This window comes from Nocardiopsis kunsanensis DSM 44524 (assembly GCF_000340965.1).
In the GTDB taxonomy this organism is placed as follows: Bacteria; Actinomycetota; Actinomycetes; order Streptosporangiales; family Streptosporangiaceae; genus Nocardiopsis; species Nocardiopsis kunsanensis.
Genome location: NZ_ANAY01000006.1, coordinates 290,820 through 316,755 on the forward strand (window position 1 = coordinate 290,820; position 25,936 = coordinate 316,755).

A 25,936-nucleotide genomic window follows, 5' to 3' on the forward strand; every position below is an offset into this window, starting at 1 on the left:
AGAATCTCTCACTCCTTTGTGAGCAACGTCGCGCGAGCTTTGCCTGAACACAGGGTCATGTGACCTGTGATCCTGTGTGAATCGATGTGCGGAAGCGTGAAGCCATCGGGCCGTACGCGACCGTGGTCGGGGTCTGGGTCGGGTGTTACCTGTGCGCACAGGCGGCGGATCGGACGGACTCAGGCCGCACGACACCGTTGTCGTGTGCCACGGAGCCAGGAGCCCCAGGCCCGTCCACGCACCAGGGTAATGGTTTTACCTCGTGAGCACACGGCCAACACCGTTACACGACGGTTACCGACCGTAGGGGGCGGGGTGTGAGGGCGGCGGGCTCACGAACTCGCCTGGGCGACCGCCTGCATCACCGCGCGGGGATCACCCAGGTCGGGCAGCACGTAGCGCGCCCCGGCGTCCCTCAGTTGGCCTTCGGTGGTGGCGCCGTTGAGCACAGCGACCGGGGTGGCCCCGCCGATGAGTCCGGCCCGCACGTCCGGTGCCGAGTCGGTGACGAACACCGTCTCGTTCTCGGCGTAGGGACGCATGTCCTCCCCCGCGGCGTGCAACCGGATCGACTGGATGAGGCTGGACTTGGGGTAGTTCACCGACCCGAACCCGCCGATCGACAGGTTCAGGTAGGCGTCGAGCCCGAAGGCTTCCAACTTCGCGGCGGCGTTGGCGCGGGTGCTGCCGCTGACCACGGTCTGGACCGTATCGGGCATGTTGGCGACCGCGGACAGGGAAACAGCGGCCCCGGGCATGGCACGGCCCTTGGACACCAGCTCACCCTTGCGCGAGGCGAAGGAGACCTCCAGCTCCGCCAAGAACTGTGCCAGCGCGTCGTTGTCGGGTTCGATGTCGACGTAGTTGCGAGCGCAGAACTCGAAGAACATCTCGGAGTCGGTGCGGCCCGAGACCGAGGTCAGGTAGACCAGCGGCTCACCGGTGACCTTCTCGAAGGCCTCCGCGTAGGCGGCTCGCATGACTTGTCCGACGTCGAGGAGGGTGAGGTCGACGTTCCACAGCACCAGGCGGCTGATGGCTACCTCCTCGGGGAGTGGCGGGACCGGGACCGCACCTATTGTGCCGTACGTACGACATGCCTCGGTCTCCAGGCCCCGTGGACGGCCGGATACGGCCACCGGTGACCGGCGAACGCGGTACCTGGTCAGGCCTCCTCGACCAGGTGGCGCAGTTCCTGGACGGCGTACCACATGAGTTCGTGGCCCTCGGCGGCGCCGGACGCCGGGTCGGCGGCAGCAGCGGCGATGTCGCCCTCGGCATCGGGGTCGTCCACGTGCGCGGACTTGAACTTCTTGTAGGGAACGGTGCCGCTGATACTCACGCGGGCCACGTCCTGTCCGGCCCTGCCCGTGTGCTCGACGAGGTGGTCGGGGACCTCGGCGGCCAGCACCACGCGGCGGCGGGGCGCATCGGGGGCCTCCCCCAGGAGCCGCAGGGACTCCTCGGCGGCCGCGTGCAGCGCCTCGTACTCGGCCTCCTCCGTGTCGGCCCCGGGAGCGGGGTCCGCGGTGAAAGCGGTCGGTGCGGCACCGTCCACGCGCCTCTCGGCGAGAACTGCCGCGAGGGCGGGGACGGTGCTGGGCAGGAAGACGTACATGCGCTGCTCCGGAACGGTGACGGGGACGTTCCTCCGAGTCTGCCAGGGTCCCCGGGCCCCGGGGCACCGTACCTAGACCGGGTCGGCGGCCAGGAACAGGTCGAGGGACTGTCGGGTGGAAGCGGTGTCGGTGTGCAGGATCCCGGCCATGCCCAGACCCTCGGCGGTACGGACGTTGCGTTCCAGGTCGTCGATGAACACACAGTCCTGCGGGCGCAGACCCAAGCGCTCGCACGTGTGCAGGTAGATGCGCTCCTCGGGTTTGCGCATGCCGACCTCGCCGGAGATGACCACCTCGTCGAATGTGGTGTCGAAGTGTGACCGGGGATATCCGTTGCCCCACGAGTTGGACAGCAGTGCCGTGCTGCTACCGCCGTGGCGCACCGTGCGCAGCGCCTCGTACATGTCGTGCACCGGGTGGAACCGGGCGAACATCCGCTGGATGAGCCCTTCGGAACTGATGGGACGGCCGTCGGTCCGGCGCAGCAGCAGGGCGAGGTCGCGTTCGAAGGCGCCGGTCTCGATCTCGCCGCGTTCGAGGGCGTGCACCGGGTTGGCGTCGGCCAGGCTCCCGTCGAAGTAGGGGCGCATGACCTCGTGGTAATGGTCCGGGTCGAGCCGGTCCTCGTGCAGCCACGCGCGGATGCTGTCGGCCAGCGGCGAGGTGAGCACCCCCGCCCAGTCACAGATGACACCTCGTCGGGTGGTGCCCATCCGGTCCCTCCTCACGTCGTTCGGTGCCGGTCCACCGCCCGATCGCTCGGCTGCCCGAGGGGCCGGGCGGGGCACGGTTCTTCCCGTTCCCCGCCCGTCTCAACCCAGGTCAGAGACCGGCCCCGAACTCCGCGTCCGCGTCCGGGACGGACACGGGCAGGGCACCCTGGGTCTCGATCTCGCCGGCGACGGCCTTGGCGGCGGCGACCCGGGAGACCCCCACCGCGGAGTAGAGGGCCAGGAAACCGTCGACGTCGGGGAAGGCCTCCAGGTCGTAGGGCACGCCCTGGGAGACGACCACGACCGGGGTACCGTCCGCGCCCGCCGACTCCACCGCCTGCTGCTGTTCCTCGGACCCACGGGCGCCGTCGGTGCCGACCACGGCCACGTCCGGAGCATTGTCAGTGACGGTGACACCCAGGTCGGTGAGGGCCTCGGTGATCTCCTCGGCGCCGACGCCGCTGACGCTCACGCTCTGGTCCTCCGACAAGGGCAGGAGGTCTCCCTCGTTGCGCAGCATGGTCACGGACGCGTCGGCCACGCGTTGGGCGGCCTCGGCGTTCTCGGAGCTGCCCACGGTCTCGGCTGCGGCCGACGGGTCGACGGGTTCGGCGTCCAGGACGCCGTGCTTCTCCTTGAGGGTGAGGATGCGCAGGACGGACTCGTCGATGCGCTCCTCGGTCAGTCGGCCCTCGTCCACGGCCGCGCGGATGCCGTCGACGGCTGCACCGGGATCGGCGGGCATGAGGAGCTGGTCGACACCGGCCTCCACGACGCGTACGGCGATCTCCTCGTCGGAGTGCTCCTGGCGCACACCCTCCATGTTGAGGGCGTCGGTGGTGACCACGCCGTCGAAACCCAGTTCCTCACGCAGGATGCCGTCGATGATGGTGGGCGAGAGCGTGGCCGGGTCGGTGGTGTCCCCGCCTTCCAGCTCCGGCATGAGCACGTGCGCGGTCATGATCGCGTCCACGCCGGCGTCCACCGCGGCGCGGAAGGGCGGCAGGTGTTCCTCCTCCCACTGGTCACGCGGCAGCTCGATGACGGGCAGTCCGGTGTGGCTGTCGACGTCGGTGTCGCCGTGACCGGGGAAGTGCTTGGGCACGGGGACCACACCGTGTTCGGCGTAGGCCTCGGACTCAGCCAGCACCATCTCCGAGACCAGGTCGGGGTCGGACCCGAAGGACCTGTTACCGATGACCGGGTTGTCCGGGTTGGTGTTGACGTCGGCGTCGGGAGCGTAGTTGAGGTTGATCCCCAGGGCCGCGAGCTCCTCGGCGGTGGTCGAGGCCCGCAGCTCGGCCAGCTCGGTGTCACGGCCCGCACCGACGGCCATCGCGTCGGGGAAACGGGTCCCCACGGGCAAGCGGGAGACCAGGCCCTGTTCCTGGTCGATACCGATGAGCAACGGCACCCCCTGACCGGTCTCGGCGGCCGTCTCCTGGACCCCGGCCGACATCTGGGCGATCTGTTCGACCTCGTTCAGGTTGGCGTCGAAATAGATGATCCCGCCGGGGCTGTACGACTCGATCATCTGGGCGTTCTCCTCCGCCGAGGTCCCCTGGGCGGTGAGAACGAGAAGTTGGCCGATCTTCTCGTCCAAGTTCATGTCGGCAAGGATCTCGGGTGCCTGGACCGGCTCGAAGGACTCGGCTTCGGAAGGCTGGTCTTCGGTGTCCTCCTGCGAGGAACCCACCTCCTCGTTCGTGCACGCGGTGAGGGCGAGCAGGAATGCCGTGCTGGCCGCGATCAAGGTGTACGGAAAGGTCGGTCTCATGAGCAGGGATCATCTCCGGCGACGGGCTGGGTTCGACGCCGGAGACTACCCGTTGGCCCACCGCATCGGGGGCCTCATTCGGTGCGTGTCGTCCCTCGCCCCCAAACGAAGAGGGGGTCCCCGTGCACGACGGCGCCGCGGGCCTCCTCGGTGAGCGCGCCGGCGGAGGCGTCGAGGGCGACCACGGGTACGACAGAGGGTTTTCCTGCCGTGGCCACGGTGCCCGGGGACCACCGGATGACCGGGGCCCCGGCCTCGACCCGTTCCCCCTGCGTGGCCATGAGGTCGAAACCCTCACCGGCCAGCTGCACGGTGTCGATGCCCAGGTGGACGAGGACACCACGACTGCCGTCGGGGGCCATGACCACGAAGGCGTGGGGGTGGAGTTTGACGAGCGTGCCCGCGATGGGCGCGACCGCTTCCTGTTTCCGTTCCTGTCCGCCCTCCTGCCCGGGCTCCGGATGGATCGCCACCCCGGGTCCGACCATCCCCGCGGAGAAAGTGGGGTCGGGGACGGAATCGAGGGTCATCGCGGTGCCGGAGACGGGAGAGAGCACGCTCAGGGTGTCGATGGCTTCTGACATGGCAACGGCCTTCCCACGAAACAGCGCTTCATCCTGATTCGGCGGACCGAAAGTGACCAAGGGCCCGTTTCTCGGGGAGGCGCCCGCAGAAGTCATTCCAAGAGGTCCTGGATGTCGTCGGCGAGCGTGTCGGCCTCCGGCCCGACCACCACCTGCACGACCGACCCCGAGGTCAGCACACCGTGCGCCCCGGCAGCTTTGAGGTCGTTCTCGCTGACCAGCGCGGGATCGCCGACCTCGGTGCGCAAACGCGTGATGCAGGCCTCGACGTCCTCGATGTTGCCTGCTCCGCCCAGGCCGGCCACGATCGCCGCCGCCTTGTCCGCCATGTGTCCTCCGTGCTCACCGGGGCCCGGGACCGTCCCGGGCCTGACCGAAGCTTAGGCGTGAGCCGCTCCACACACCAGAGCCGCGGGGACCGATCCCCCACGGCCGTGCACCGGGCGCTCTCCACCGTTGGACATCCGTGCCCGGCCCCCGCACCATCGATCCATGGAGACGAATGGACTCACATGGTGCGTGACCGGTGCGGCGGGACGGATCGGACGTGTGTTGCGTGCGCACCTGAGTGAGCGCGGTGTTCCGACGGTCTCGCTCGACGTGACCGAGTGCGCCCCGGTCGGCCCCGAGGACCGCGTTCTGCACTGCGACCTACGCCATCTACCCGAGCTCGTCGCGGCCCTGCGCGGGTGCTCCGGGGTCGTCCACCTCGGCGGCCTCCCGGACGAGGCGGACTTCCACGAACTGGCCGACGTCAACGTCGTCGGTACCTACCACGTTCTCGAGGCGGCCCGGCGTGCGGGTTCCTCTCGGGTGGTCTTCGCGAGCAGCAACAGGGTGACCGGCTCCTACCCGGTATCGGAGACGGTCACCCCGTCCGATCCACCACGCCCCGACGGGTTCTACGGGGTGTCCAAGGTCGCCGGGGAGAGCCTGTGCCGGTTGTACGCGGACAAGTTCGGCCTGAGCACCATCAGCGTGCGCATCGGCAGTTTCGAGGAGCGTCCCGAGGACGTGCGCCACGCCCGAACCTGGTTGAGCCACGCGGACGCGCTCAGGGCCTTCGACGCGGCAATGGCAACGGAAGCGCACAGCGCGGTCTTCTACGCCGTCTCCCGCAACTCCGAACGGTGGTGGAGCCTCGAGGAGGGGGAACAGTTGGGCTTCGTTCCTCGGGACGACGCTGCCACGTTCATCGGCCTCGGCGCTCTCGCTCCGGACACCCCCCAGGGCGGGCCCTACGCCGGCCCCGCCCACTCGCTCGACCGCATGCGTGAATGAGGGCGCATGCGGCTCAGGCGGTCTGGGTGACCTTGTTGAGTCCACGGGGGACGTCGGGGTCCAGGCCCGAGCGGCGGGCCAGGCTCTCGGTGAGCAGCTGGGCGGGCACGATGAGGTGCAGCGGCGCGAGCCACTCGGGCAGGTCCGGGACGGGTACATGCACGTCGCTGGCCTCTGCCAGCGCCTGGCCGCCACCGAAACCGAAAACGGGGCTGTCGGCCAGGCGCGCCCGCTCGGCCAGGGAGACCGTGCCCCCGAGCACGGGACCGGAGGGCGCCGCCATGAGCAGCGTGGGTGTGTGGGAACCCAGGACCGCGATGGGCCCGTGGAGCAGGTCGGCGGTGGACAGGCCCATGGCGTGCAGGTAACAGGCCTCCTTGAGTTTGAGAGCGGTCTCCAGAGCGGTGGAGAGGACCGTCCCACGACCGGAGATCACCGCGCCCTGTGTCGCGGCCATACGTTCGACGATCTCGTCGAGGGGTTCGCTTGGGGCCTCGAGGAGCTGCTCGACCGCGTCGGGGACCCGATCGAGGTCGCTGGTGTCCAGGTCCGCGCCCAGGCCGAGGGCGAGGACGGCGAGGGCGGCCAGTTGGGTGGTGTAGGTCTTCGTCGCGGGCACCGAGACCTCGTTGCCGGCCTGCGTGACCAGGGCGACGTCGGCCTCGGTGGCCAGGGGGGAACCGGCGCCGTTGGTGATCCCGACCGTGGCGGCCCCGCAGTCGGCGGCCCAGCGCATGGTCTCCACGATCTCCTCGGTCCGGCCGGACTGGGAGATGGCCACGGCCAGGACCCCGGACAGGTCCACGCGTGCTCCGTAGGTGGTGGCGATGGAGGGGGAACCGAGCGTGGCCATGCGGCCCGTGTGGGTCTGCAGCAGGTAACCGCCGTAGACCGCGGCGTTGTCGGAGGAACCGCGGGCGATGAACAGCACCTGCTTGGTGCGGCGGCCCAGGGCCTCGATCTCGGGGCGCAGGGGCAGCAGTTCCGCGATGGTACGGCGCAGGGCCTCGGGCTGCTGTGCGATCTCCGAACGCATGGCGCTCGTTGTGCTGGTCATGGGCAACCCTTCCCGTACGTACCGCCTGGAGGCGGACGGATTGACAGGCCTCAGGAGCTATGGTCTAGTCCGGACTATACCAGTCGGGTCCCGCTCCACAGAGCCGCGCCCACCACCGGAAGGTCGTCCACAGCAATGTCCATCGACCCCACCAACCCCCAGCCCAAGTACGTCCAGCTCCGCGACCTGCTCCTGGACCACATCGCCGACGAGGGCCTGGGCGTGGACGACCCGGTACCTTCCGAACGTGAACTCGGTGCCGGTTACGGTCTCTCCCGCATGACCGTCCGCCAGACCATCGACATGCTGGTGTCGGAGGGACGGCTGTACCGCGTTCCGGGCAAGGGCACCTTCGTCGCCCGGCCCAAGATCGCCATGTCACTGGAACTGGCCTCCTACAGCGCCGACATGCGCGCCCGCGGTTTCGAGCCCGGAGCACGCGAGCTCATCCGCCAGGTCACCCCGGCCAGCGGGCACACCGCTCACATGCTCGACATCGAGCCCGAGACACTCGTACACCACATCGAACGCCTGCGCACTGCCGACGACGAGCCCATGGCGGTGGAGCGTTCCAACATTCCCGCCGGACTCGTTCCCGGCCTGGAGATCTTCGATCTGGCCGAACGATCCCTCTACGAAGTCCTGGAAAACGAGTTCGACATCCTGTTGGATGCGGGGGAACAGACTGTCGAGGCCGGGATCTGCGACTCGGCCGACTCCCGCCTCCTGGGTCTGCCCGCCGGAAGCCCGGTGCTGGTGATGCAGCGACGCAGCTTCTCCAAGGGGCAGTGCGTGGAGCTCGCACTGTCCACCTACCGTGCCGACCGCTACCAACTGCACTCCCGGCTGGATCCGCGTCGGCACGGCGACTGACGGCCGCGCCCCGCCCGGGGCGCGGAACAACGGGAGGTACCCCCCACCATGAGTTCGGACAAATCACCCTCAACCTCCAATGGATCGAAGGCCGCTCCGAAGACCAAGCGCTCGTCCAAGTCCCTGGCGGTGCTGCAACGCTTCGGCCTCAGCATGATGATGCCCATCGCGGTCCTGCCCGCCGCCGCCCTCCTCCTGCGCCTGGGTCAGCCCGACCTCCTGGGCACCGACGGTGTCGCCGGCTGGCCCGGAATGGGCTGGATGGAGACCGTCTCCGGAGTGATCGGCGCGGCGGGTGACTCACTGTTCCAGGCGATGCCGCTGCTCTTCGCGGTCGGCGTGGCCATCGGCTTCGCCAAGCGCTCGGACGGCTCGACCGCGCTGGCCGCCCTGGTCGGCTACCTGGTGTTCGACCGCGTCACCAAGCTGCTCTTCTTCGACCAGGGCGGCGAGATCGGCGAGCAGGTCACGGCATTCGACGCCATGGGTGAGACCGTGGTCGACTGGGGAGTGAAGAACCCGAGCGACGTCCTCGGCGGGATCGTCATCGGCATCCTCACGGCGTTGCTCTGGCAGCGCTACCACCGGATCAAACTGCCGACGTGGCTGGGCTTCTTCGGCGGCCGCCGCTTCGTGCCGATCCTCATGGCAGCCGTCGCCATCGTGCTCGCCGTGTTCTTCGGGCTCGTCTGGCCGACAGTCGGCGAGTGGATCAACGACCTGGGGACGTGGATCATCGGGCTGGGCTCGGTCGGCGCGGGCATCTACGGCGTGATCAACCGCCTGCTGCTGCCGCTGGGTCTGCACCACATCGTCAACTCGGTCGTGTGGTTCCTGTTCGGCGAGTACACCGACCCGGCCACGGGCGACGTGTACCTGGGCGAGATCAACCGCTACCTGGCCGGTGACCCGACCGCGGGCGGCTTCCTGTCCGGGTTCTTCCCCGTGCTGATGTTCGGTCTTCCCGGTGCGGCGCTGGCGATCTGGCGCTGCGCCCATCCGTCCCAGCGCTCGAACATCGGCAGCCTCATGATCGCCGCTGCGCTGACCGCGTTCGTCACGGGTATCACCGAGCCGATCGAGTACGCGTTCCTCTTCGTCGCCCCCGCGCTGTTCGCGGTGCATATCGTGCTGACGGGTGTCGCGATGTCGGTACTCAACGCGCTCGACGCCCACCTGGGCTTCGGATTCTCGGCAGGTGCGATCGACCTGCTCATCAACGCGACGAAGTCGAACACGACCGGGCTGGTATGGATCCTGGCGATGGGCGTCGCCTACTTCTTCCTCTACTACTTCGTGTTCATGTTCCTCATCAAGAAAATGAACCTGCCCACCCCGGGCCGGGAAGAGGATCCGGGCGATGAAGCCTCCGAAGGCGACGGGACCACCAGCCCGCGCGGGGACGTCGGAAAGGGAGACGCCTCAGGCTGACCCCGAGCCCGCCGACCCACCGCCTCTGACGGAGGCGCACTCAGCCGTTCGCGGTGAACGCGCCCCTCTCCTCCCTTCCCCTCCCCGAGAACCGAGTGCGAGCATGGCTCATATCGCCTTCACCTGTCTCCCCGCATCAGGCCACATCAACCCCACCCTTGCCGTCGTCGCCGAGCTGGTCGCGCGCGGTCACCGCGTCACCTACGCAACCAGCGAGGACTACGCCGCCCGCGTCCGCGAGGCGGGTGCGACCGCCGTGGTGTGCCCCAGCTCCCTGGACCTGGCTCGTGACGTGGCTCCGTTCGGGGAACCCGACCGCTACACGACCGATGCTCTGGTCCGAGTCCTGCGCACGATGCTCGCCGAGGCGGTCGCCACGCTCCCCGCGATCGCGCGCGCGTTCTCCGTGGACCGCCCTGACGTGCTCGTGTACGACCACCCCTCCTCCTGGGCCGGCCGGATCGTCGCCGACACACTGGAGATCCCCGCGATCGGCAGCCGCCCGACGATGGCCGAGAACGCGCACTGGTCCATGGCGGCCCACACCGACTTCCGACGCGATCCCGCGCTGACCGAGGTGTTCACCGCGGTTCAGCGCCTCCTCACCAGGGTGGGCGCACGGATCAACTCCGAGTCGTTCCTCCTCCCGGAGGATCTGCCCTGTCTGGTCTACCTTCCACGCGCCTTCCAGAACGCGGGCGACACGTTCGACCCCGACGTCCACTTCGTCGGCCCCTGCTTGCGCGAACGGCCCTTCCTCGGCACGTGGTCCTCTCCCTCCGACGACCGGCCCCTGCTGTTGGTCTCCCTGGGCACGGTGTACAACGGCCGACCGGACTTCTTCCGCACATGCGTGGCGGCGTTCGCGCCGCTTCCCTGGAACGTCGTCTTCACGCTCGGGGACGGCGTCGACTTCGATGCCCTGCGGCCGCTCCCGGAACACGTCCAGGTCTACCGCTTCCTCCCCCACCTGGACGTCCTGCGCACAGCGGACGCGTTCCTCAACCACGGGGGCACGGGAACCGTCATGGAGGGCCTCGCCAACGGGGTGCCGGTCATCGCCGTTCCCCGGATGGCCGAGCACCGCGTCACCGCCGAACGCCTCGCTGAGCTGGGGGCGGGCACCTGGATCGCACCCGAGGAGGTGACGTCCGAGTCCCTGCGCCGCGCGGTCACCACCGCGACAGAAGATTCCACGATCCGCGAACGAGCCGGTGACATGCGCCGTCTCATCCGCGAGGCCGGTGGTGCACCGGCCGCCGCCGATGCCATCGAGGCACGGCTTCCCGCGCGAAACCCGACCCGCACAGGTATCCGATGAACGACGCCTCCCACATCGCCTTCTTCTGCATTCCGGCCCACGGACACGTCAATCCCACGCTGGGCACCGTGGCGGAACTGGTGGCTCGCGGCCACCGGGTCAGCTACGCGGTGACCGAGGAGTACGCTGCGGCGGTCGAGAAAGCGGGCGCCAATCCGATCACCTACTCCACCACCATGGGCCGGTTCCGGGAGACCATGCTCTCCTTCACCGACTCCAGCCGGTTCTCCTCGGAGGAGTACGCGCGGATGCTGCGGGGCCTGCTCACCGAGACCGTGACGATCCTGCCCGAGTTGGCCGCCGCGCTGGACGGCGACCGGCCCGACCTGGTCGTGCACGACCCCTCCTGCTGGACGGGTCCGCTCCTGGCAGCGCGTTGGAGGATCCCATGCGTCCGCGGCCAACCGACCCTCGCCGAGAACGAGCACTGGTCGCTGCGGTCCGGATACGCGGAGTTCGACACCGGGCACCCCAGGCTGAAAGAGGCCCTGCTCGGGCTGACCAGGCTCCTGGACCGGCTGCGGGTCGACCTGGCGCCCCAGGACCTGCTCATGGGCGGCGCCACGCCCACCCTGGCCTACTTCCCCCGCGAGTTCCAGTTCGCGGGAGACACGTTCGGCCCCGACGTCCACTTCGTCGGCCCCTGCCTGGACCACCGCGGCCTGCCCCGCCCGTGGTCCCCGCCCGACCCCGGCCGTCCGGTTCTGGCTGTTTCCCTCGGGACGGTCTACCACTCCCAAGCGGAGTTCTTCCGCTCGTGTGTGGAGGCGTTCGGCGATCTTCCGTACAACGTCGTCATGGCCGTCGGCGACAACCTGTCGCCCGACGACCTCGGCCCTGTACCCGACCACGTCCTCGCGCTCCCCTTCATCCCCGATCTGCTGTCGGTCCTGCGGAGCGCGGACGTGTTCGTCAACCACGCCAGCATGGCCAGCTCCATGGAAAGCCTGTCCCTGGGGGTACCGGTGGTGGCGATACCCCAGATGGCCGAGCACAAGGCCAACGCGGACCGTATCGAGGAGTTGGGGATGGGGCGGCGAGTCGCCTGCGACGACGCCACGGCGCCCTCACTGCGCCAGGCGGTGGAGACGGTCGTCGGTGATCCCGATTACCGTCAGCGCGCCGCTGGAATGGCCCAGCACATCAGGAACGCGGGTGGGGCCACCGCTGCGGCCGACGCCGTCGAGAAACTATTGAGGCGCCCCTGAAATACCGTCCCGCCCTGACCCCGCGGTGGACGCGCCCGAGAGCACCGAAGCGAGAAAGGGCCCCATGGCGCACATCGCCTTCCTACCCATCCCCTACTCCGGCCACCTCGACCCGACCCTGGGGGTCGCCGCGGAACTGCGCTCCCGTGGACACCGGGTGTCCTACGCCTGCACCGAGGAGTTCGTCGGCCGCGTCACAGAGGTGGGAGCAGTCCCCGTGCCGTACGGGACCACCACCCACACGCCGAACGGCGAGGTGATCCCGTTCGCCGACACCACCCGCTACAGCACCGACGACTTCGTCCGTCTGATCCGCTTCGCGCTGACCGAAGCCCTGACAACCCTGCCCCAGCTCGCCCGATCCTTCACCGATGATCCCCCGGACCTGGTCGTGTACGACCCCTCGTTCTGGGCGGGGCGCTTGCTCGCCGAACGCTGGAACGTCCCGTCGGTCCGCAGCCATGCCACGTTCGTCCAGACCCGGGAGCGGTGGTCACTGGGTGAGTACACCGACTTCGACCCCCACCACCCGGACATGGTGAGGGCGTACGGCGCCATGACACATCTGATCGCACGCACCGGGGTCGACCTGCTCCCGGAGGAGTTCCTCTTCGGCGGCACCGGCCCGTCCATCGCCTTCCTCCCCCGGTCCTTCCAGTTCGACGGCGGCTCCTTCGGCGACGAGGTCCACTTCGCCGGACCGTGCCCAGGACCGCGCGCGTTCCTGGGTTCGTGGTCCCCTCCCCGGGACGGCACCCGCGTCGTCCTCGTCTCCCTGGGCACGTCGTTCAACGCCCAGCCGGATTTCTTCCGAGCATGCGCGGCGGCCCTCGCCGAACAGGACCGACACGTCGTCATCACCCTGGGCGACGGTGTCGATCCCGAGAGCCTCGGACCGCTTCCGCCCAACGTCGAGGCGCACCGGTTCGCCCCCCACCTGGAGGTGCTGCGGCACACCGACGTCTTCGTCAACCACGGGGGGATGGGGACGGTGATGGAGAGCCTCTCCCTCGGAGTACCCGTCGTAGCCGTCCCCCAGATGGCCGAGCAGAGCGCCGCGGCCGACCGGCTGGTGGCCCTGGGTCTCGGCGCCCGGGTCGACCGCACGGACATCGACTTCTCCCGTCTGCGCGCCACCGTCGAGGCGGTCGCCGACGACACGAAAATCCGACGACGTGTCCAGGACATGTGCCGGGAAATCATCGCGGCCGGCGGTGCCGCCGGGGCGGCCACTGCCCTGGAAGACCACCTGCCGTCGGCGGCCGCGGCCGCCGACGGCTACGCCGCGGAAGCGGTCTGATCCATCCGAACAGAAGAGAACCGGAATCCAGTCACATGACGTCTCACACAGTGCCGGTCCAGGCGTCGTCCCTTGGAACCGAGGCAGCGGACGGCGCCGTTGCACAGGAGCAGTCCGCTGCCGTCCCACCAGACCCCATCGACATCATCATCTGCGCCGCGCGCACCCTCGCCCTGCGTGGCCTGGCCGCCGTTGCGGGCGACGGAACGCGCATCCGCGTGGCCGGCGAGGCCACCGACACCGCCACAGGCGTCGTACGGGCCTTCAGCCTGTCCCCCTCCGTGCTGCTCGTGCTCCACGAGCCCCCGTCCATGGACGGCGCCCGGATCGCGCGGGCCGTGCGGAGCCACGGCGACGAGAGGACTCCCCGGGTACTCGTCCTGGTGCGCTCCGACGACGCTGAGGGGGCGACCGATGTCCTGCGGGAGGGGGCCTGGGGCGTCCTGTCGGAGGACGCCCCCGTCGAGCAGTTGACCGACGCGGTCCGCGCGACCGACGCCGGGGCGTGCGTACTGGCGGTCCCGTCGGCGGTACGGCTGATGCGCCAAGCGTTCGAGGCTCCGCACGTTTCCCGGGGCCCCGAAGCCCCGGCGGGCGGACTCACCCGCCTGACCACCCGGGAGACGGACGTCCTCCTGTTGGTCTCCGGGGGCCTCACCAATCAGTGCATCGCCACGAAACTCTCCCTGAGCGTGGCCACCGTCAAGTCGCACCTGTACCACCTGTGCCGCAAGCTGAACCTCCGCGACCGGACCCAGGCGGCGATCTTCGCCTACGAGATCGGCCTGCGCCACCCCGCGTCGCGGCCTCCGCGGTCGTCGGCCGCCCCGGGCCCCGACCCCCACACCCAGGAAGGACGACGTTGACCGCCGAACACACTCAAGAGACCGCTGTCCCGGAGGGCGCTCCGTCCCTCCCCTTGTTCGGCATCGCCTTCGGCTACATGTCGGCGCAGATGCTGCACGTTTTCACCCGGCTCGGCCTGGCCGACCGCCTCGCCGAAGAACCGCGCGACGGCGCCGAGCTGGCCGTCGCCGTCGATGCCGACGCCGGGGCGCTGGAGCGCTTGCTCCGCGCGTCGACCATGCTCGGCCTGGTTCGGGAGACGGAACAGGGACGGTTCGAGCTGACCCCGCAGAGCCACCTGCTGCGCGCGGACGTGCCCGGCAGTGTCCGCCCCTTCCTACTGACCTACTTCGACGACGCCGTCTGGCACGCGTGGGGGTCACTGGAGCACAGCGTACGGACGGGGGAGTCCGCGTTCGAGCACACCCACGGCGTCGACATGTTCACGCACTTCAGCGCCTCTCCTGAGCTCAACACTATGTTCCACCGGGCGATGTCGCTCGGCACCGCGCAGGAGGCGGCGGCGCTGGCTGCGGCGCACGACTTCACGGCCCACCACACCGTCGTGGACGTGGGCGGCGGGAACGGCACCCTGCTGTCGGTCATCCTGTCGTCGGCGCCCGGCACGCGGGGCGTACTCCTCGACACCGCGGACGGGACCACCGAGGCCGCTGAGGTCCTCAACCGGGCCGGTGCCGCCGACCGGTGCGAGGTCCTCCACACGGACTTCCTCGCCGCGGCGCCGCCGGCGGCCGACGCCTACGTCCTCAAGAGCGTCCTCCACGACTGGGACGACGAGCGGTGCCGCGCGATCCTGCGCAACGTACGGGCGGCGATGCCGGACGACGCGGTCGTCCTGGTGGTCGAGCTCCTGGCTCCCGAGACGACGAGGTCCGGTCTCGACCCCTACCTGGCGATCAGTGACGTCAATCTGCTGGTGACCACCTCCGGCAGGGAACGCACAGAGACCGAACTGACGGAGCTGCTGTCCGACGCGGGACTGGCGGTGGAGAGCGGTTCCCGTTCCCTGGGCGGGACGGGGCACCGGCTGTTGGTGGCGCGCTCAGCCTGACCACCGGGACCGTGCACGCCGCCGAGGACCGCTCATCCTGGGTCGGAGGGGACGCGCACGGCGACGTGCCGGATCTCGTCCACGAGTTGGACGTTGCGCAGTGCCGACGCCAACCGCGGGACCTGGTCGGGTGAGCCTGCGTGTTCGCCCGCCAACACGGCCCCGGCGAACGAGCCGACCGCCCGGACGAACTGCCGGTCGGGTGCGAGGCCGTACCGCCGGACCCCGCCCTGGTCCTCGACACGCAAGACGGGTTGGTGATCGTCCGGCGGAGTGAAGGCCCGGTCGAGAACGAGCCGTGCCCACTCTCCCCACAGTTCGTACCGGCAGGAATAGGAGTGTTCCATGCCGAACCGGACGGTGGCGGGAACACCGCCGTCCGACACCAGGAGCGCCTGTCCGGAAAGGTCCACGCCCAGCCTCGGATCCTCGCGCAGCACCGCTCCGGCCACCCGGAGCCCGTCCCCGAGGAACAGCTGGGCCGCCCGGATCGGGTAGACGCCCAGGTCCCCCAGCGCGCCACCGCCGAGATCGGCGCGGTAGCGGATGTCGCTGTCGGGCAGGGGCGGGATGCAGAAGGTACCTTGGACCGAACGGAGCGCACCGGCCCCGTCCGGGGAGACCCATCGCGCGGCCTTCGCGTGCTGGTGATGGTGGAGGAACATGAAGTTCTCCCGCAGCAGCAGGCCGCACGCGGTGGCCCGCTCCATCAGGTCGCGAGCCTCATCGGTGTTTCCCGCCAACGGTTTCTCCACCAGGACGTGCTTTCCCGCGTCCAACGCGGCGCGGGCCCACGCCGCGCGCACACCGACGGGCACCGGCACGTACACGGCGTCGACGTCAGGAGCCGCGAGAAGCTCCTCGTACCCCAGGGGGCGGCCACCGAACTCACCGGCGAGACGGGATGCCCGGTCCGGGCTCCGGGACGCGACCGCGGCGACGCGGACTCCTGGCGCTTCGAGCATCGCGGGCAGCGTGCGCCTACGGGCGATGGAGGCGCAGCCTAGGAGTCCGAAGCGGACATGGTCGTTCACCAGCGTCCCCTCCACGCCGCGACGAGGGTCCGTGCCTGCATGTTGACGCGGAACCCCTCCCTCATGAGCGCGGCGATCTCGCGCACCGACACCCAGCGGTACCCCGGTCGCTCCCACTCCCGCACGTCGCCGTCCGCGTCGACGATGACGTACCTGGTGTGAGTGTTCAGGAACCGACCGCCCTCCTCGGAGAGTTCGGTGTCGAAGCGCACGCGGTCGGATGAGGCGTTGAGCACCGCGTGCAGAAACGGCGACCGGTGCTCCGGCGGCAACAGCTCCTGCGCGCCCGGCTCGCACTGCACCGTCGGCCCCAGTTCGGCACCGGTGAGGAAACCGGGTTCTGCGCGAGCGTGCATCAGAGCGTGCGGAACACCGTCGATCCGGCGCGTGAACAGGGCAGCCACGCCCAGACCATGCCCCTGGATCAAGGGCTGACTCCATCCGGGGACCTCGCGGCTGGCGGACCTGACCGAGACTGCGACCACGCTGAAGTAGGCGCCGGTGTCGTGGGAGATGGCGTCCGCCGAGCGCCTCCACCCCTCCATCTCGCTCAGGGGCACGTACCGGGTACGCAGGTCGCGTTCACAGCGCCGCCGAACGAGCCAGCGGTGGACCCGGTCCACGTCCTCGGGCGGCGCTGTCCCCCACTCGTGCGGAAGACAGGACATCACCGTGCGCGTGGTCATGTTCAGCAGATGGTCCACCGCGATGAGCTCCTGGAGCTGTTCCACGGTGAGCCAGCAGAAGCCCGGCAGGGCCTCCACCTCGGGGCCGACCCTGACGATCATGTGCCGGTTGCGCTTACGGTCGAACCAAGTTCCCGGCTCCGACTGGAGGGAGTCGGCGACGACGCGGTCTTCGGGCGGATCCTGAAACAGGTCGAGGTAGGGGACGGGGGATCCTCCGTGCACGCGGGTGTAGTTGCTGTGTGTCGCCTGAACGGTGGGCGCGAGCTGTACCCCGTTGACGTTGCCCGGTTCGGCCTTGGCCTGCATCAGGCAGCGCGTGGTGCCGCCGACCTCATGGACGGCGATGCCCAGGATGCCGATCTCGGGCTGCCGGATGATGGGTTGGGTCCAGGTCCGGACCGGTCCGCCGTCGTCCTCGACCCGGACGCCCTCGATCCGGAAGAAGCGCCCGCTCTCGTGGGCGAGATCCCCGGATCCGGGGACGAAGTCCCATCCGAACAGGTCGGAGAAGGGGATCCGCTGGACGTCCTGGGTCTGTTCGGCCCGGTGAGCGGCCATCCACGTATGGAAGCGGCTCGTGGAAAGGATGCTCTCGGAGGGCTCGGGGAGGGGGGATGTGGATGCGGGGAACGATCCCACCCCGGGTGAGGTGCCCCCGGCCCCGGTGTCCGTCTGTCGGGGCCTCACCGGTGCTCCCCTCCGCCGTCGGTCCGCTCCCGCATCCACTCCGGGAGGTCCTCCTGCCGAACCATCCACAGCGCGATGGCCAGGAAGAGGTTGGTCGAGTCCGGGTCCTGGCTGATCCAGCGCAACTCCTCCATCCGCTCGTACGCCTGGGAGAGCCGGGCGCTCTCCAGCGTCACCGCGTACCTCGGGTCGAGAAGCCGGCGCCGTTCGACCGCGAACTCCTCCAGGGCGGAGCCCAGCTTGGCGTCGTCGCGCAGGTGGGGGCCGACGAGACGGGCCAGGAGGTCGGCCTGTTCCAGGGCGTCGCTGATACCGGTGCCGGTCATCGAGTCCTTGTGGTGTCCGGCGTCCCCGATGAGCGCCCAGCCCTCCCCGTAGGGTTCGCGGAAGAAGTTGAGCTGTGCGCCCGTCCCCCACAGCCGCTCGGTCCTGCGGGAACCGGACATCCGTTCCCAGAGCTCGGGCGCGGTGGTGCGGACGGACTCCAGGTAGAAGGCGAGCGAGTCGCGACGGACCTCGTCGTACTGCTCCTGGGGGAAGTAGCACACGACGAGGGCCGCTCCGTCATGCGTGGGCATCGCTCCCACGAACCTGGATGATCGGTGGTACAGCTCCAGATCCCCGGTGACGCCCTCCCAATAGGTGTAGTACGCGCAGTTCAATGTGGGGTCCTCGGTCTCCATCACGGCGCCCGCACGGCGCGCGACGGTCGACCTCATCCCGTCCGCGCCGACGACGAGGCGCGCGCGGACCTCTTCGGTTCCCCCGTCCGCGGAGCGGTGGCGGACGCCCACCACCCGGTCCCCGTCCCAGAGCAGCCCGGTGACGCGGCTGCGCGGACGGAACTCGGCTCCCGCCTCCACGGCCGCCTCCACGAGGAGCTGGTCCAGGACGCGCCGTCGCGGAGCGTAGGTCGCGCTGATGCCCTCGGACGGCAGTACCCCGCCCTCCAGCCGGACGCCCTCCACCTGGTAGACGATCCGTGTGACCGGGGGGCAGCCGGTGTCCAGCAGGCGGTCGAGCAGCCCCCATTCGCGGAGGAGCTCCAGCCCCGGCCGGTGAACGTGGTGGGTGGACATCGTGTCGCTGGGGAAGTCGGCGCTGTCGAGCAGCAGGACGCGGCGCCCCTGCCGCGCCAGCAGCATCGCCGTGGGCGACCCGGCGCACCGGGCTCCGACCACGATCACGTCGTACATTGACTCTCCCAATCCCTTTGGTGACAGCCCTGGATCCGCTACAGCCGAACCTGCGGGTCGTCGCGGCCGCCGCGGGCCTCGCCGACGGTGATGACGACCAGTGCTCTCCAGCGCGGCGGCAGGCCGAGGACCGCATCCATCCCGGCGACGTCGAAGTCGCAGTGGACATGGGTGTGCAGGCCCAGCTCATTCGCGGCCAGGCAGTGGCTCTGAGCCACTGTCCCGGCCAGGACGTTCTGCATCCGGTACCAGCGGTCGGCAAAGACCCCGGAGCCCGAGTCGAGGTCTCCCGCGACTACCACCGTGACGGGCGCCGACCGGCACTCGTCGACCAGCATCGGGCTCTTGGCCACTGAGACGAGCGCCTCCACGGCCGACCCGTCACGGGTCCGTCGCGGGGCGCCCGTGTCCGGATCGATCACGTATCCGCCCGGCGGTGTCCCCTCCACCCGTCGGACCACGTAAACGGTGCGTGTCGGCGCGGGAAGGACGGAGTCGGTGTCCGCGGACGAGGACCGGGCGGCGGCTCGGACCAACCGGTCGAAGCGTGCCTGGTCCAGCTCGGCGGACTTGAACCCGTAGACGGTGCGCCGCACGGTCGGGGAACCCGGGCCCGTCTCCGGAACGGCGTCCGGGACACTGGTCTGCTCGCCGGGGGAACCGACGGCCGCGGCGGGGCGCCGCGGCGACGCGTCCGCCGGGGCGCGTCCCTCAGAGGCCGACCGCCACAGCGATGCCGCGTGCAACGCTGCCATGTCCGTCAGATGGGGCACCCTGTCGATCGCCGTGGCCTCGGACAGCTGCAGTGGCACGCGGCCGGACCAGTCCGCGGTGTGGTAGCCGGCGCTGTCCGTCCGGGAATCGTGGCCGAGGGTCACGACGGCGACGGCGCTCTCCTCGAACGCGTGCAGCCCCAGGATCCGGTTCAACTCCGTGTCGTCGAAGCGCAGGTGTAGGCGGCCCGGGTGACCGAAGCGCGCGGCGGCGACCAGCGCCTGGCGGGCGACCACCCCCGTGTCCAGGTTCTGGAGGCGGTACCCGAACGCGCCGTACTTGACAGCGTTGCGCCAGAAGACCGTCGTGAGGACCAGAACGTACTCCGGTGCGCCCTCCGGCGGTTCGGCGAGGCAGGCCAGGAGCGCGCTCCTCCCGTCGCCCGAACGCAGGCGGTCGGCGGCGTGGTGGGCCGGGTCGTAGTGGTAGAGACCTGCGGGGAGGGAACCCGTGTCCGGAACGGCCGCGTACACCTCGACGGGGTAGCGGGCGCCCGACGACGGCGCAGGGCGTCCGGGTGTGAGCACGGGCGTGCCCTGTCCCGCCCCGGCGGGGGGCACTCCGCCCAGCCACCGCATCCGAACCAATCCGTTGGTCCATCGAAGGAGCGCTCCGACCTCTCCGTCGCCCAGGGGCGCGCGCAGAGACGACGGGTAGCGTTTGTACGCCTCCGGAAGGTTGCCGGGCAGGGCCACGGCGCGTTCCGGCGGGTGGTGCGCGCCGTCGAGGTAGGTCCTCACCGGCGAGGTCGGAGCTCCGGTGTCTCCTCCCGGCAGGGCCGGCCTCCCGTCGTCGTTCACTGCTCTCCCCCGCGGACGATGTCCATCTCGTAGGTGTCGGTCGGTCTCCCCCGGCCCAGGATGATCTGGAACAGCACCTCCTCGCCCTCGCCGAGACCGAGGGCGGCGGCCGTCTCCCGAGCGCGGTACCCGTTGTGCACACGGGCGGCCAGTCCCTCGGCCGCGGCCCCGACGCAGACCCGCTGCGCGACGATGCCCGCCTCCTGATTCAGGGCCCGGAACGCCCGTTCCCCCAGGACGCGCTGGCCCAGGGCTCGGTCGACCGACAGAAAGACCGAGCACGGCGCCGCGCGGTGGTCGACGTTGGCCGGGGGCACCGCCCGGTCCATTCCCTCACCTCCGGCCGGGGCGGAGGACTCCAGGACGCCACCGCGCCACGTGTACACTCCCGCGCGAGATCCGGTGATCCGACGGGCGTGCACACGCACGTCCACGGGTGGACCGGAACCCTCCGGCACGAGGTCGGAGGGATGGGTGTAGAGGGCGTGTGCGAGGACCCGTTCGAGTGCCCCGTCCGGCAAGGGCCTGTCCTCCGGGACGAAGGCGCGCCCTCCCGAGCGGCGGTCGCGCAAGGTGGCGGAGAGGTCCGGTCCGGGCGCACCGCTCACGGGCGCGTCCCCCGGCACACCCGGCAGCCGGTGGTGCCCGGGTCCGTCCCCGCCGTGGTCGGCCCGTTGGATCCCGACCAGTTCGCCGAGGCGGTCGGGGTCGATCCGGGGCGTGTCGTTACCGGAACGCCCGGACACGGGGTGAGGCCCGTCCACGACAGGGAACACGGCGGGGGCGCCGGCGGCGCGGGGAACGGACTCCCCCAGAACGACGGCGAGCATGGGGGCCTCATCCGGGGGCTCGACACCCAGGATCCGCGCCACCGCGGGGACGTCGAAGCCGTGGTGAACGCGTCCCCGGAGACCGAGCGTCCCTGAGACCATGAGGAGTCCTCCCGCCACCATGCCCGCCTCCTGCGCGCACAGGCGGTAGGCGTAGGAACCGTAGCGAAACGCCGTCCGCCAGAAGACGGAGGCCAGGACGACCACTCCTGACACACAGGAAAGATCGGTCGCGAGTGCCGCGGACAGCGCGGAAGGGTCGTCCGCGCCGACCTCCACGAGCGCGTGGTGGGCGGGATCGAAGGCGTATGTTCCCGCGCGCAGGTCATCAGTCCCAGGTGTCCAGCAGGAGAACTCGGTGGGGAAGAAACAGCGCGCCGAGGGCGTGTAGCGGTGGTAGGGCCACCGCGCGGAGGGACCGAGCTCCATGCGCGACAGTCCGCAGGTGTAGTGCCCCAGCGCCGCGATCCTGGCGCGTCCCAGACCCCTCGGTGCTCCGGGAACGGCCGCTCCGGACCTCGGCGCAGGGGGAAACCCGTCGCGGAGGCCGCCCAGGCTCCGGGGCGGCGCGGGCAGAGGGATCCTCGGTCGGCCTCGGTGGGCCTTGACGCGGGGCGGCTCGTCAACCGTGCCCTCCCGGCCCCCGCCCGAGTCCGCGATCATACGCGCGGTGTCGTGCAGGGACCGCCACCAGAACCGCTCGCCCGGTCCCGCCGTGCCGGGGCGTGGTGCCGCGCTCACGGGAACGGGTGCGGGTGGGGGTTTACGTCCTCCGGGACGAGTGCGCCTTCCCGGTATCCGAGGGTGGCCGGGACGGTACCGAGCCTGGGCAGACCGTCGGTGCGGCGGTTGCGGTGTCCGAAAGTCATGGGAAGGGCGCCGGGGACGATGACCTTGACGCAGGTGAACCCTCCGGCGGCGTGCTCGGGAGCGGTCTGGTCCACGGCGATCACCTCCAAGCCGCTCTCCTCGTAGCGGCGGACCAATTCCGCGAGGTCCTCGGCAAGGTCCTCGTGAGCGGGCACGGCGCAGTGCGCGTTGAGCTCGTCCAGGCTCACGACGCGGTCGGAGCCGGTCAGGAAGCCGAATCGGTAGAAGGCGTCCTCGTGGCAGTACAGGAGCGAGTGGTCGTCCATGACGCGGACCAGGTCGGGTTCGCGGACCATCGCTGCAGCGCGCTCCCTGGCGTCGGCGTCATAGATCTTGCGCCGTTCCAGGAGGTGGGAGAGTTCGAAGAGCACATTGCGCACGCCCAGCTCGGGGGCCAGTGAGGACCCGCCCACGCACAGCGTCCGGGGACGGAGCGGATCACCAGCCCGGTCCACCGCCATGGCCCAAAAACAGGGAATGCGCTGCTCCATCGTCGGGCAGTAAAGGGTGATGTCATAGCCTGTCTCCCGCTGAAGGTGCTCGACGAGCATGGGGGCCACGGGATCGCGCAGGGAGGAGACGTCCAGGCGCGGGACCGGCAGCCTGGCGTACCAGGTCATCAGGAAGGCGTCCCTCTCGGCCACCTCCAGGAGGCCGTGGAGGACAGCCTCCTCCGGGCAACCGCCGAGCGCGCAGCCGTTGGACACCTCGTAGACGAACCTCGGCTCCTCGTGCGAGTGCGCCGCGTAATAGGCGTAACGCTCGGGCACCAGGACCGGTTCGCCACGGGTGAGGGAACGGCCCCAGACCCAGGGCAGGACGAGGTCCTCGCGGTAACGGGCGAAGGGCAGGTCGGCCCCGGCGTAACGCTCTTCGGGGTAGAGGCCGAGGGTGCGCGGGTCCAGGGCCTGGTCGGCCACATCCTCGTAGGCCGCGCGGACGACCGTTCTACGTCCGCCGGGACGCTCCCCGCCGAACCGCTCCAGCGCCTCCAAGACGGCGGTGACCCTGCTGCCCAGGGCGCTGGTCCCGCGCCCCCAGCCCTGTTGGGCCTCGTGTCCCCGGGAAGAGCTGAGCTGAGCCATGGCGCGGACCAGCGGGCCGCCGTGGTCGAGGCGCAGCGATCTGACGAACCCCGCGCGCGCGTCGACGTAGGTGGAGAGGAGCTCGGTGTGGGAGGCGGTGACGTCGCGGACCCTGTACTGGCGCGGCCCCCGCTTGGGGACGGGCTGCGTGCCTGGCGGAGTACCGCCGGGACCGTCATCGGGCAGCCCACCGCAGACGGTGCACTCGGGGTCGGGGAGGAACCGGTGCCTGCTCGTGGCGAGCCCATCCAGCCCCATCCGCAGAAAGGAGCGCGTGGCGCCGACGGAAAAACCGTCCGCGGCGTCTACCGGGGAACGGTCGAGGCGGGAGAGGACGTCGTGGACGACCACACGGGCGACGGTGTCGGCCGATCCGGACATGAGCGGTGCGGCGGGCAGTCGTGCCGGTTCGCCATCGTGGCGGACCGCGTCGGCGCGGTGGGCAGAGTAGCGGTCGGCGCGGCGGTGCCGTTCGACCGCGCACCGCTCGCATCCCGGCCGCCCGGGCACGCTGAGAGGTCCGGCGTGGACGCCGTCGTGCGCGGGCCGAACCGAGTACCAGGGTACGTCCGCACGGGTGCAGGCGGCCCTGGCCGGTCCGGGGGGCTCCTCGTCCGGCGTCGCGGAGACGTGGACGACGGCGGACAGGCCTTCGACCCCGTGGTCCGGACGGCCGGGGGCAAGGAGGACCGCCTCGGCGGCCGATGAGTCCAGGACGGCGGCGATCCGGGACGCGAGGTCCGTGCTGCCGACCAGCCCGACACGGCGCCCGCAGGAGGAACGGTCAGTCCGCATGGAGTACCACCCTGACGATGGAGGGAAGGACCGGGTGGATCTCGGAGGCGTGGCCCAGGCCCACCACGCGGGGGTGGTACCCGGCCCCGGAGACCGCGGTGACGACGCGGTCGACACGTTCCTCGCGAGAGGAGGCCGACACATCCGGGGCGGGCACGTACGCGGGAACCGACCGGTACCACGGAGAGCTCTGGCCGTGAAGGACTAGTGCTTCCAGACCGGACTCGACGGCCTCGGCCGTGGACAGGCCGGCGCGATACAGGGTCGTCCCCTCGGCCGAGGTGAAGGACAGGGCCACCGCGCCAGGGATGCGTGTGACGTTGCGGACGAGGACCCCCCGGCCGGCCCCGAGCAGCGAGCGGAGGCGGTCGCCGTCCTCCGTCAGATCCAGCGCCGTGATGTCGACGGTGGGCGCGTCGGCGTCGTGGCCGAGCCGCAGCGACAGGTCGAGGTAGTGCGCCAGGAGCCCTTGCTCGACCGCCTCGCCGATCGTGGCACCGGACGCCACGCCGAGGAGCGCGCCCTCGGCCGCCGGGTCGGAAGCAAGGACCTCGGACGCGGGCAGTTCGCTGACACCGCCATCCCTCAGGGAGCGGGCCCCGAACGCGACAGCGCCCCCCTCATCCCGGGGGGCCGGAGCGCTGGCGGCATAGGCCTCCAGGGCGAACCGCAGCGCGCGTCCGTGCGCGGTCGGGTAGTCCAGAGCGGCTCCGCGCAGCGTCAACGCGGGAGCCCCGGAGGGGGCAACGGTTGCACAGGCCACCCGGAGCGGGAACTGCGAGTGGTCCCGTTCACCGAGGTCGCGGACGGGACCGAGGACGTCGTCCGTCACCGTGTCCTCGTCCACCGCATCGCCGTCACCCGGCGGTTCGGCGGGGTACCAGTCACCGTCCGGAAGACCGGTCGGTTCCGGCGCGGAGACGAACAGCCGGTGGACGCTGGTCTCCAGCGTCTCCAGGTCGACGCGCAGGACCGAGGGGGTCCGGAACGGATCGGTCACTCCGGTGAAGCGGTCGAAGTGGGCGAAAACGGCGTGGTTGGCGATGATGCCCGGGACCGGCCCGGTCAGGAGGGAACCGCTGGTGTCCCGGTCGGCCTGGCGCCCGGCCGCCTCCAGCCGGGCGGCGAGGTCGAACCAACGCGCGGACGAAGGCTCCGCTACCCCGAGGTGGCCGATCCACGCCTCGTCGTGGAGCGTGAGCACGTGTACCAGGGGGACGCCCTGCTGCTCGCAGCACGCCTCCAACTCCGGTGCGAGGCAGCCGTCCAGGCGGTCACCGACGCACAGGACCGCGTCGTGTCGGCAGACCAGCGCCGCCAGAGCGTCCGCGTCGGGCGTCCCCGCCCACTCCCAGCTCTGTCGGGCGTCGCGGGTCGCCGCGTCGATCGTCTCCGGAGCGGGCGCGCCGCGCCCACCGGTACTGCCGGTGGAGGCCGCCGTGACGGTCCGCACTCCGGTCTGGAGGGCCGCAGCGGCGAACACCGAGCACATCGCCACCGGAGCCAGGACGAGCATCCGCGCCTCCCGATAGCGTTCGAAGCGTCGTGCGGGGGAATCGCGGAAGGCCTCGACGAAGGCGATCTCGGCGGCGTAGGTGGACAGCTCCTCCTCAGAGAGCCCGTGCTCCTCGTCTCTGGACAGGTCACGCAGGGCGCCGGAGCGCTCCAGGGCGTCGACCAAACGGAGGGCCATGACCCGGCGGTCCTCGGGCAGGAAGCCGACCAGATCGCCCACGGTGTGGCGCCCGTCGAGGTGGGGCGCCAGTTTGCGCAGCCACGCGTGGGGGGCGGCGCCCCTGAGCCGCGTCACCTCCTCGCCTCGGACGACGAGGGTGTGTTCTCCGTCCTCCGAGAGGGTGAAGAAGACGTCCGGTCGAAGGCGTGGGCGCACGCCCGTCAGGGGTTTTGGCATCGGTCCTCGGGGTTGCAGGTTCGACCCTTTGGGGGCGGTGGTCATGTCGACCCCACACTGCCAGTGGGACGACCCTTTTTCTTCAGTCGGAGGTTGGAATATTTCCTCAAACTTTGCACTGATTCGTTCCGCAGAACTGCCCGAACACCCGACGCACATCGGTATCGAAATTTCATACCCGG

22 protein-coding genes are annotated in these 25,936 nt (G+C 70.3%); 8 read left to right on the top strand and 14 right to left on the bottom strand.

The genetic code is table 11. The features are described 5' to 3' along the window. Positions 1–332 precede the first annotated feature (332 nt). The 6 genes from D456_RS0105660 to D456_RS0105685 form a co-directional block, all read right to left on the bottom strand. Positions 333–1,025 carry an HAD family hydrolase gene (locus tag D456_RS0105660; protein ID WP_017575192.1) on the bottom strand — a complete coding sequence of 231 codons (693 nt, stop codon included), beginning with the start codon at positions 1,023–1,025 and terminating at the stop codon, positions 333–335. A gap of 140 nt (positions 1,026–1,165) precedes the next feature. Continuing rightward, a complete protein-coding gene (locus tag D456_RS0105665; RefSeq protein WP_017575193.1) occupies positions 1,166–1,618 on the bottom strand; it encodes a DUF6912 family protein in 453 nt (150 codons plus the stop codon). Between the two features lie 72 nt (positions 1,619–1,690). Next, entirely contained in the window at positions 1,691–2,332 is a 642-nt protein-coding gene (locus D456_RS0105670) for an HAD family hydrolase (protein WP_017575194.1), read from the bottom strand. A gap of 109 nt (positions 2,333–2,441) precedes the next feature. Next, entirely contained in the window at positions 2,442–4,109 is a 1,668-nt protein-coding gene (locus D456_RS0105675; RefSeq protein WP_017575195.1) for a glycoside hydrolase family 3 protein, read from the bottom strand. Between the two features lie 74 nt (positions 4,110–4,183). Next, complete coding sequence (locus D456_RS0105680) at positions 4,184–4,693, bottom strand: PTS sugar transporter subunit IIA (protein ID WP_017575196.1); 510 nt, start codon at positions 4,691–4,693, stop codon at positions 4,184–4,186. Between the two features lie 92 nt (positions 4,694–4,785). Beyond that, a complete protein-coding gene (locus D456_RS0105685; protein WP_017575197.1) occupies positions 4,786–5,022 on the bottom strand; it encodes a glucose PTS transporter subunit EIIB in 237 nt (78 codons plus the stop codon). A 163-nt stretch (positions 5,023–5,185) separates the two neighbouring features. Here D456_RS0105685 and D456_RS23700 point away from each other — a divergent pair, with 163 nt between their 5' ends. Next, on the top strand, positions 5,186–5,974 hold the full coding sequence (locus D456_RS23700) for an NAD-dependent epimerase/dehydratase family protein (RefSeq protein WP_040698712.1): 789 nt from the start codon (positions 5,186–5,188) through the stop codon (positions 5,972–5,974). Positions 5,975–5,987: 13 nt separating this feature from the next. Here D456_RS23700 and D456_RS0105695 read toward each other — a convergent pair whose 3' ends face one another. Next, complete coding sequence (locus tag D456_RS0105695) at positions 5,988–7,031, bottom strand: SIS domain-containing protein (RefSeq protein ID WP_026115601.1); 1,044 nt, start codon at positions 7,029–7,031, stop codon at positions 5,988–5,990. 135 nt (positions 7,032–7,166) lie between these two features. Here D456_RS0105695 and D456_RS0105700 point away from each other — a divergent pair, with 135 nt between their 5' ends. The 7 genes from D456_RS0105700 (at position 7,167) to D456_RS23720 (ending at position 15,082) form a co-directional block, all read left to right on the top strand. Further along, positions 7,167–7,904: a GntR family transcriptional regulator gene (locus tag D456_RS0105700; protein ID WP_017575200.1), complete on the top strand. Its 738-nt coding sequence runs from the start codon at positions 7,167–7,169 to the stop codon at positions 7,902–7,904. A 48-nt stretch (positions 7,905–7,952) separates the two neighbouring features. After that, positions 7,953–9,335, top strand: a complete 1,383-nt coding sequence (locus D456_RS0105705; protein WP_017575201.1) for a PTS transporter subunit EIIC — start codon at positions 7,953–7,955, stop codon at positions 9,333–9,335. Between the two features lie 103 nt (positions 9,336–9,438). Then, positions 9,439–10,656, top strand: coding sequence for a macrolide family glycosyltransferase (locus tag D456_RS23705; protein ID WP_017575202.1), 1,218 nt, complete (start codon positions 9,439–9,441; stop codon positions 10,654–10,656). Continuing rightward, positions 10,653–11,864: a macrolide family glycosyltransferase gene (locus tag D456_RS0105715; protein ID WP_017575203.1), complete on the top strand. Its 1,212-nt coding sequence runs from the start codon at positions 10,653–10,655 to the stop codon at positions 11,862–11,864. Before D456_RS23705 ends, D456_RS0105715 begins: the two co-directional genes overlap by 4 nt. 64 nt (positions 11,865–11,928) lie before the next feature. Beyond that, positions 11,929–13,164 carry a macrolide family glycosyltransferase gene (locus D456_RS23710; RefSeq protein WP_017575204.1) on the top strand — a complete coding sequence of 412 codons (1,236 nt, stop codon included), beginning with the start codon at positions 11,929–11,931 and terminating at the stop codon, positions 13,162–13,164. Between the two features lie 35 nt (positions 13,165–13,199). Further along, a complete protein-coding gene (locus tag D456_RS23715; RefSeq protein WP_083904518.1) occupies positions 13,200–14,030 on the top strand; it encodes a LuxR C-terminal-related transcriptional regulator in 831 nt (276 codons plus the stop codon). Further along, a complete protein-coding gene (locus D456_RS23720) occupies positions 14,027–15,082 on the top strand; it encodes a methyltransferase (RefSeq protein WP_017575206.1) in 1,056 nt (351 codons plus the stop codon). Before D456_RS23715 ends, D456_RS23720 begins: the two co-directional genes overlap by 4 nt. A gap of 32 nt (positions 15,083–15,114) precedes the next feature. On the opposite strand, the gene D456_RS0105735 is transcribed toward D456_RS23720, so the two are convergent. Genes D456_RS0105735 through D456_RS26810 form a run of 7 tightly spaced genes read right to left on the bottom strand, consistent with a single transcriptional unit; the run spans position 15,115 to position 25,754 of the window. Beyond that, positions 15,115–16,116, bottom strand: a complete 1,002-nt coding sequence (locus D456_RS0105735; protein WP_040698748.1) for a Gfo/Idh/MocA family protein — start codon at positions 16,114–16,116, stop codon at positions 15,115–15,117. Further along, positions 16,113–17,561: an NDP-hexose 2,3-dehydratase family protein gene (locus tag D456_RS0105740; protein ID WP_338036320.1), complete on the bottom strand. Its 1,449-nt coding sequence runs from the start codon at positions 17,559–17,561 to the stop codon at positions 16,113–16,115. The genes D456_RS0105735 and D456_RS0105740 overlap by 4 nt, the downstream gene beginning before the upstream one ends. After that, positions 17,489–18,688, bottom strand: coding sequence for an NAD(P)/FAD-dependent oxidoreductase (locus D456_RS0105745; protein WP_017575209.1), 1,200 nt, complete (start codon positions 18,686–18,688; stop codon positions 17,489–17,491). Before D456_RS0105745 ends, D456_RS0105740 begins: the two co-directional genes overlap by 73 nt. 38 nt (positions 18,689–18,726) lie before the next feature. Further along, complete coding sequence (locus D456_RS0105750) at positions 18,727–20,202, bottom strand: SagB family peptide dehydrogenase (RefSeq protein WP_152442494.1); 1,476 nt, start codon at positions 20,200–20,202, stop codon at positions 18,727–18,729. Positions 20,203–20,258: 56 nt separating this feature from the next. Further along, on the bottom strand, positions 20,259–21,833 hold the full coding sequence (locus tag D456_RS23725) for a nitroreductase family protein (RefSeq protein WP_152442495.1): 1,575 nt from the start codon (positions 21,831–21,833) through the stop codon (positions 20,259–20,261). Continuing rightward, positions 21,830–23,842 (bottom strand): TOMM precursor leader peptide-binding protein, encoded by a 2,013-nt coding sequence (locus tag D456_RS23730; protein ID WP_017575212.1) that lies wholly within the window; start codon positions 23,840–23,842, stop codon positions 21,830–21,832. The genes D456_RS23725 and D456_RS23730 overlap by 4 nt, the downstream gene beginning before the upstream one ends. After that, the gene (locus D456_RS26810) at positions 23,832–25,754 is read right to left on the bottom strand and encodes a hypothetical protein (protein ID WP_160166717.1); all 1,923 of its coding nucleotides are present in this window, start codon (positions 25,752–25,754) and stop codon (positions 23,832–23,834) included. Before D456_RS26810 ends, D456_RS23730 begins: the two co-directional genes overlap by 11 nt. Positions 25,755–25,936: the final 182 nt, after the last annotated feature.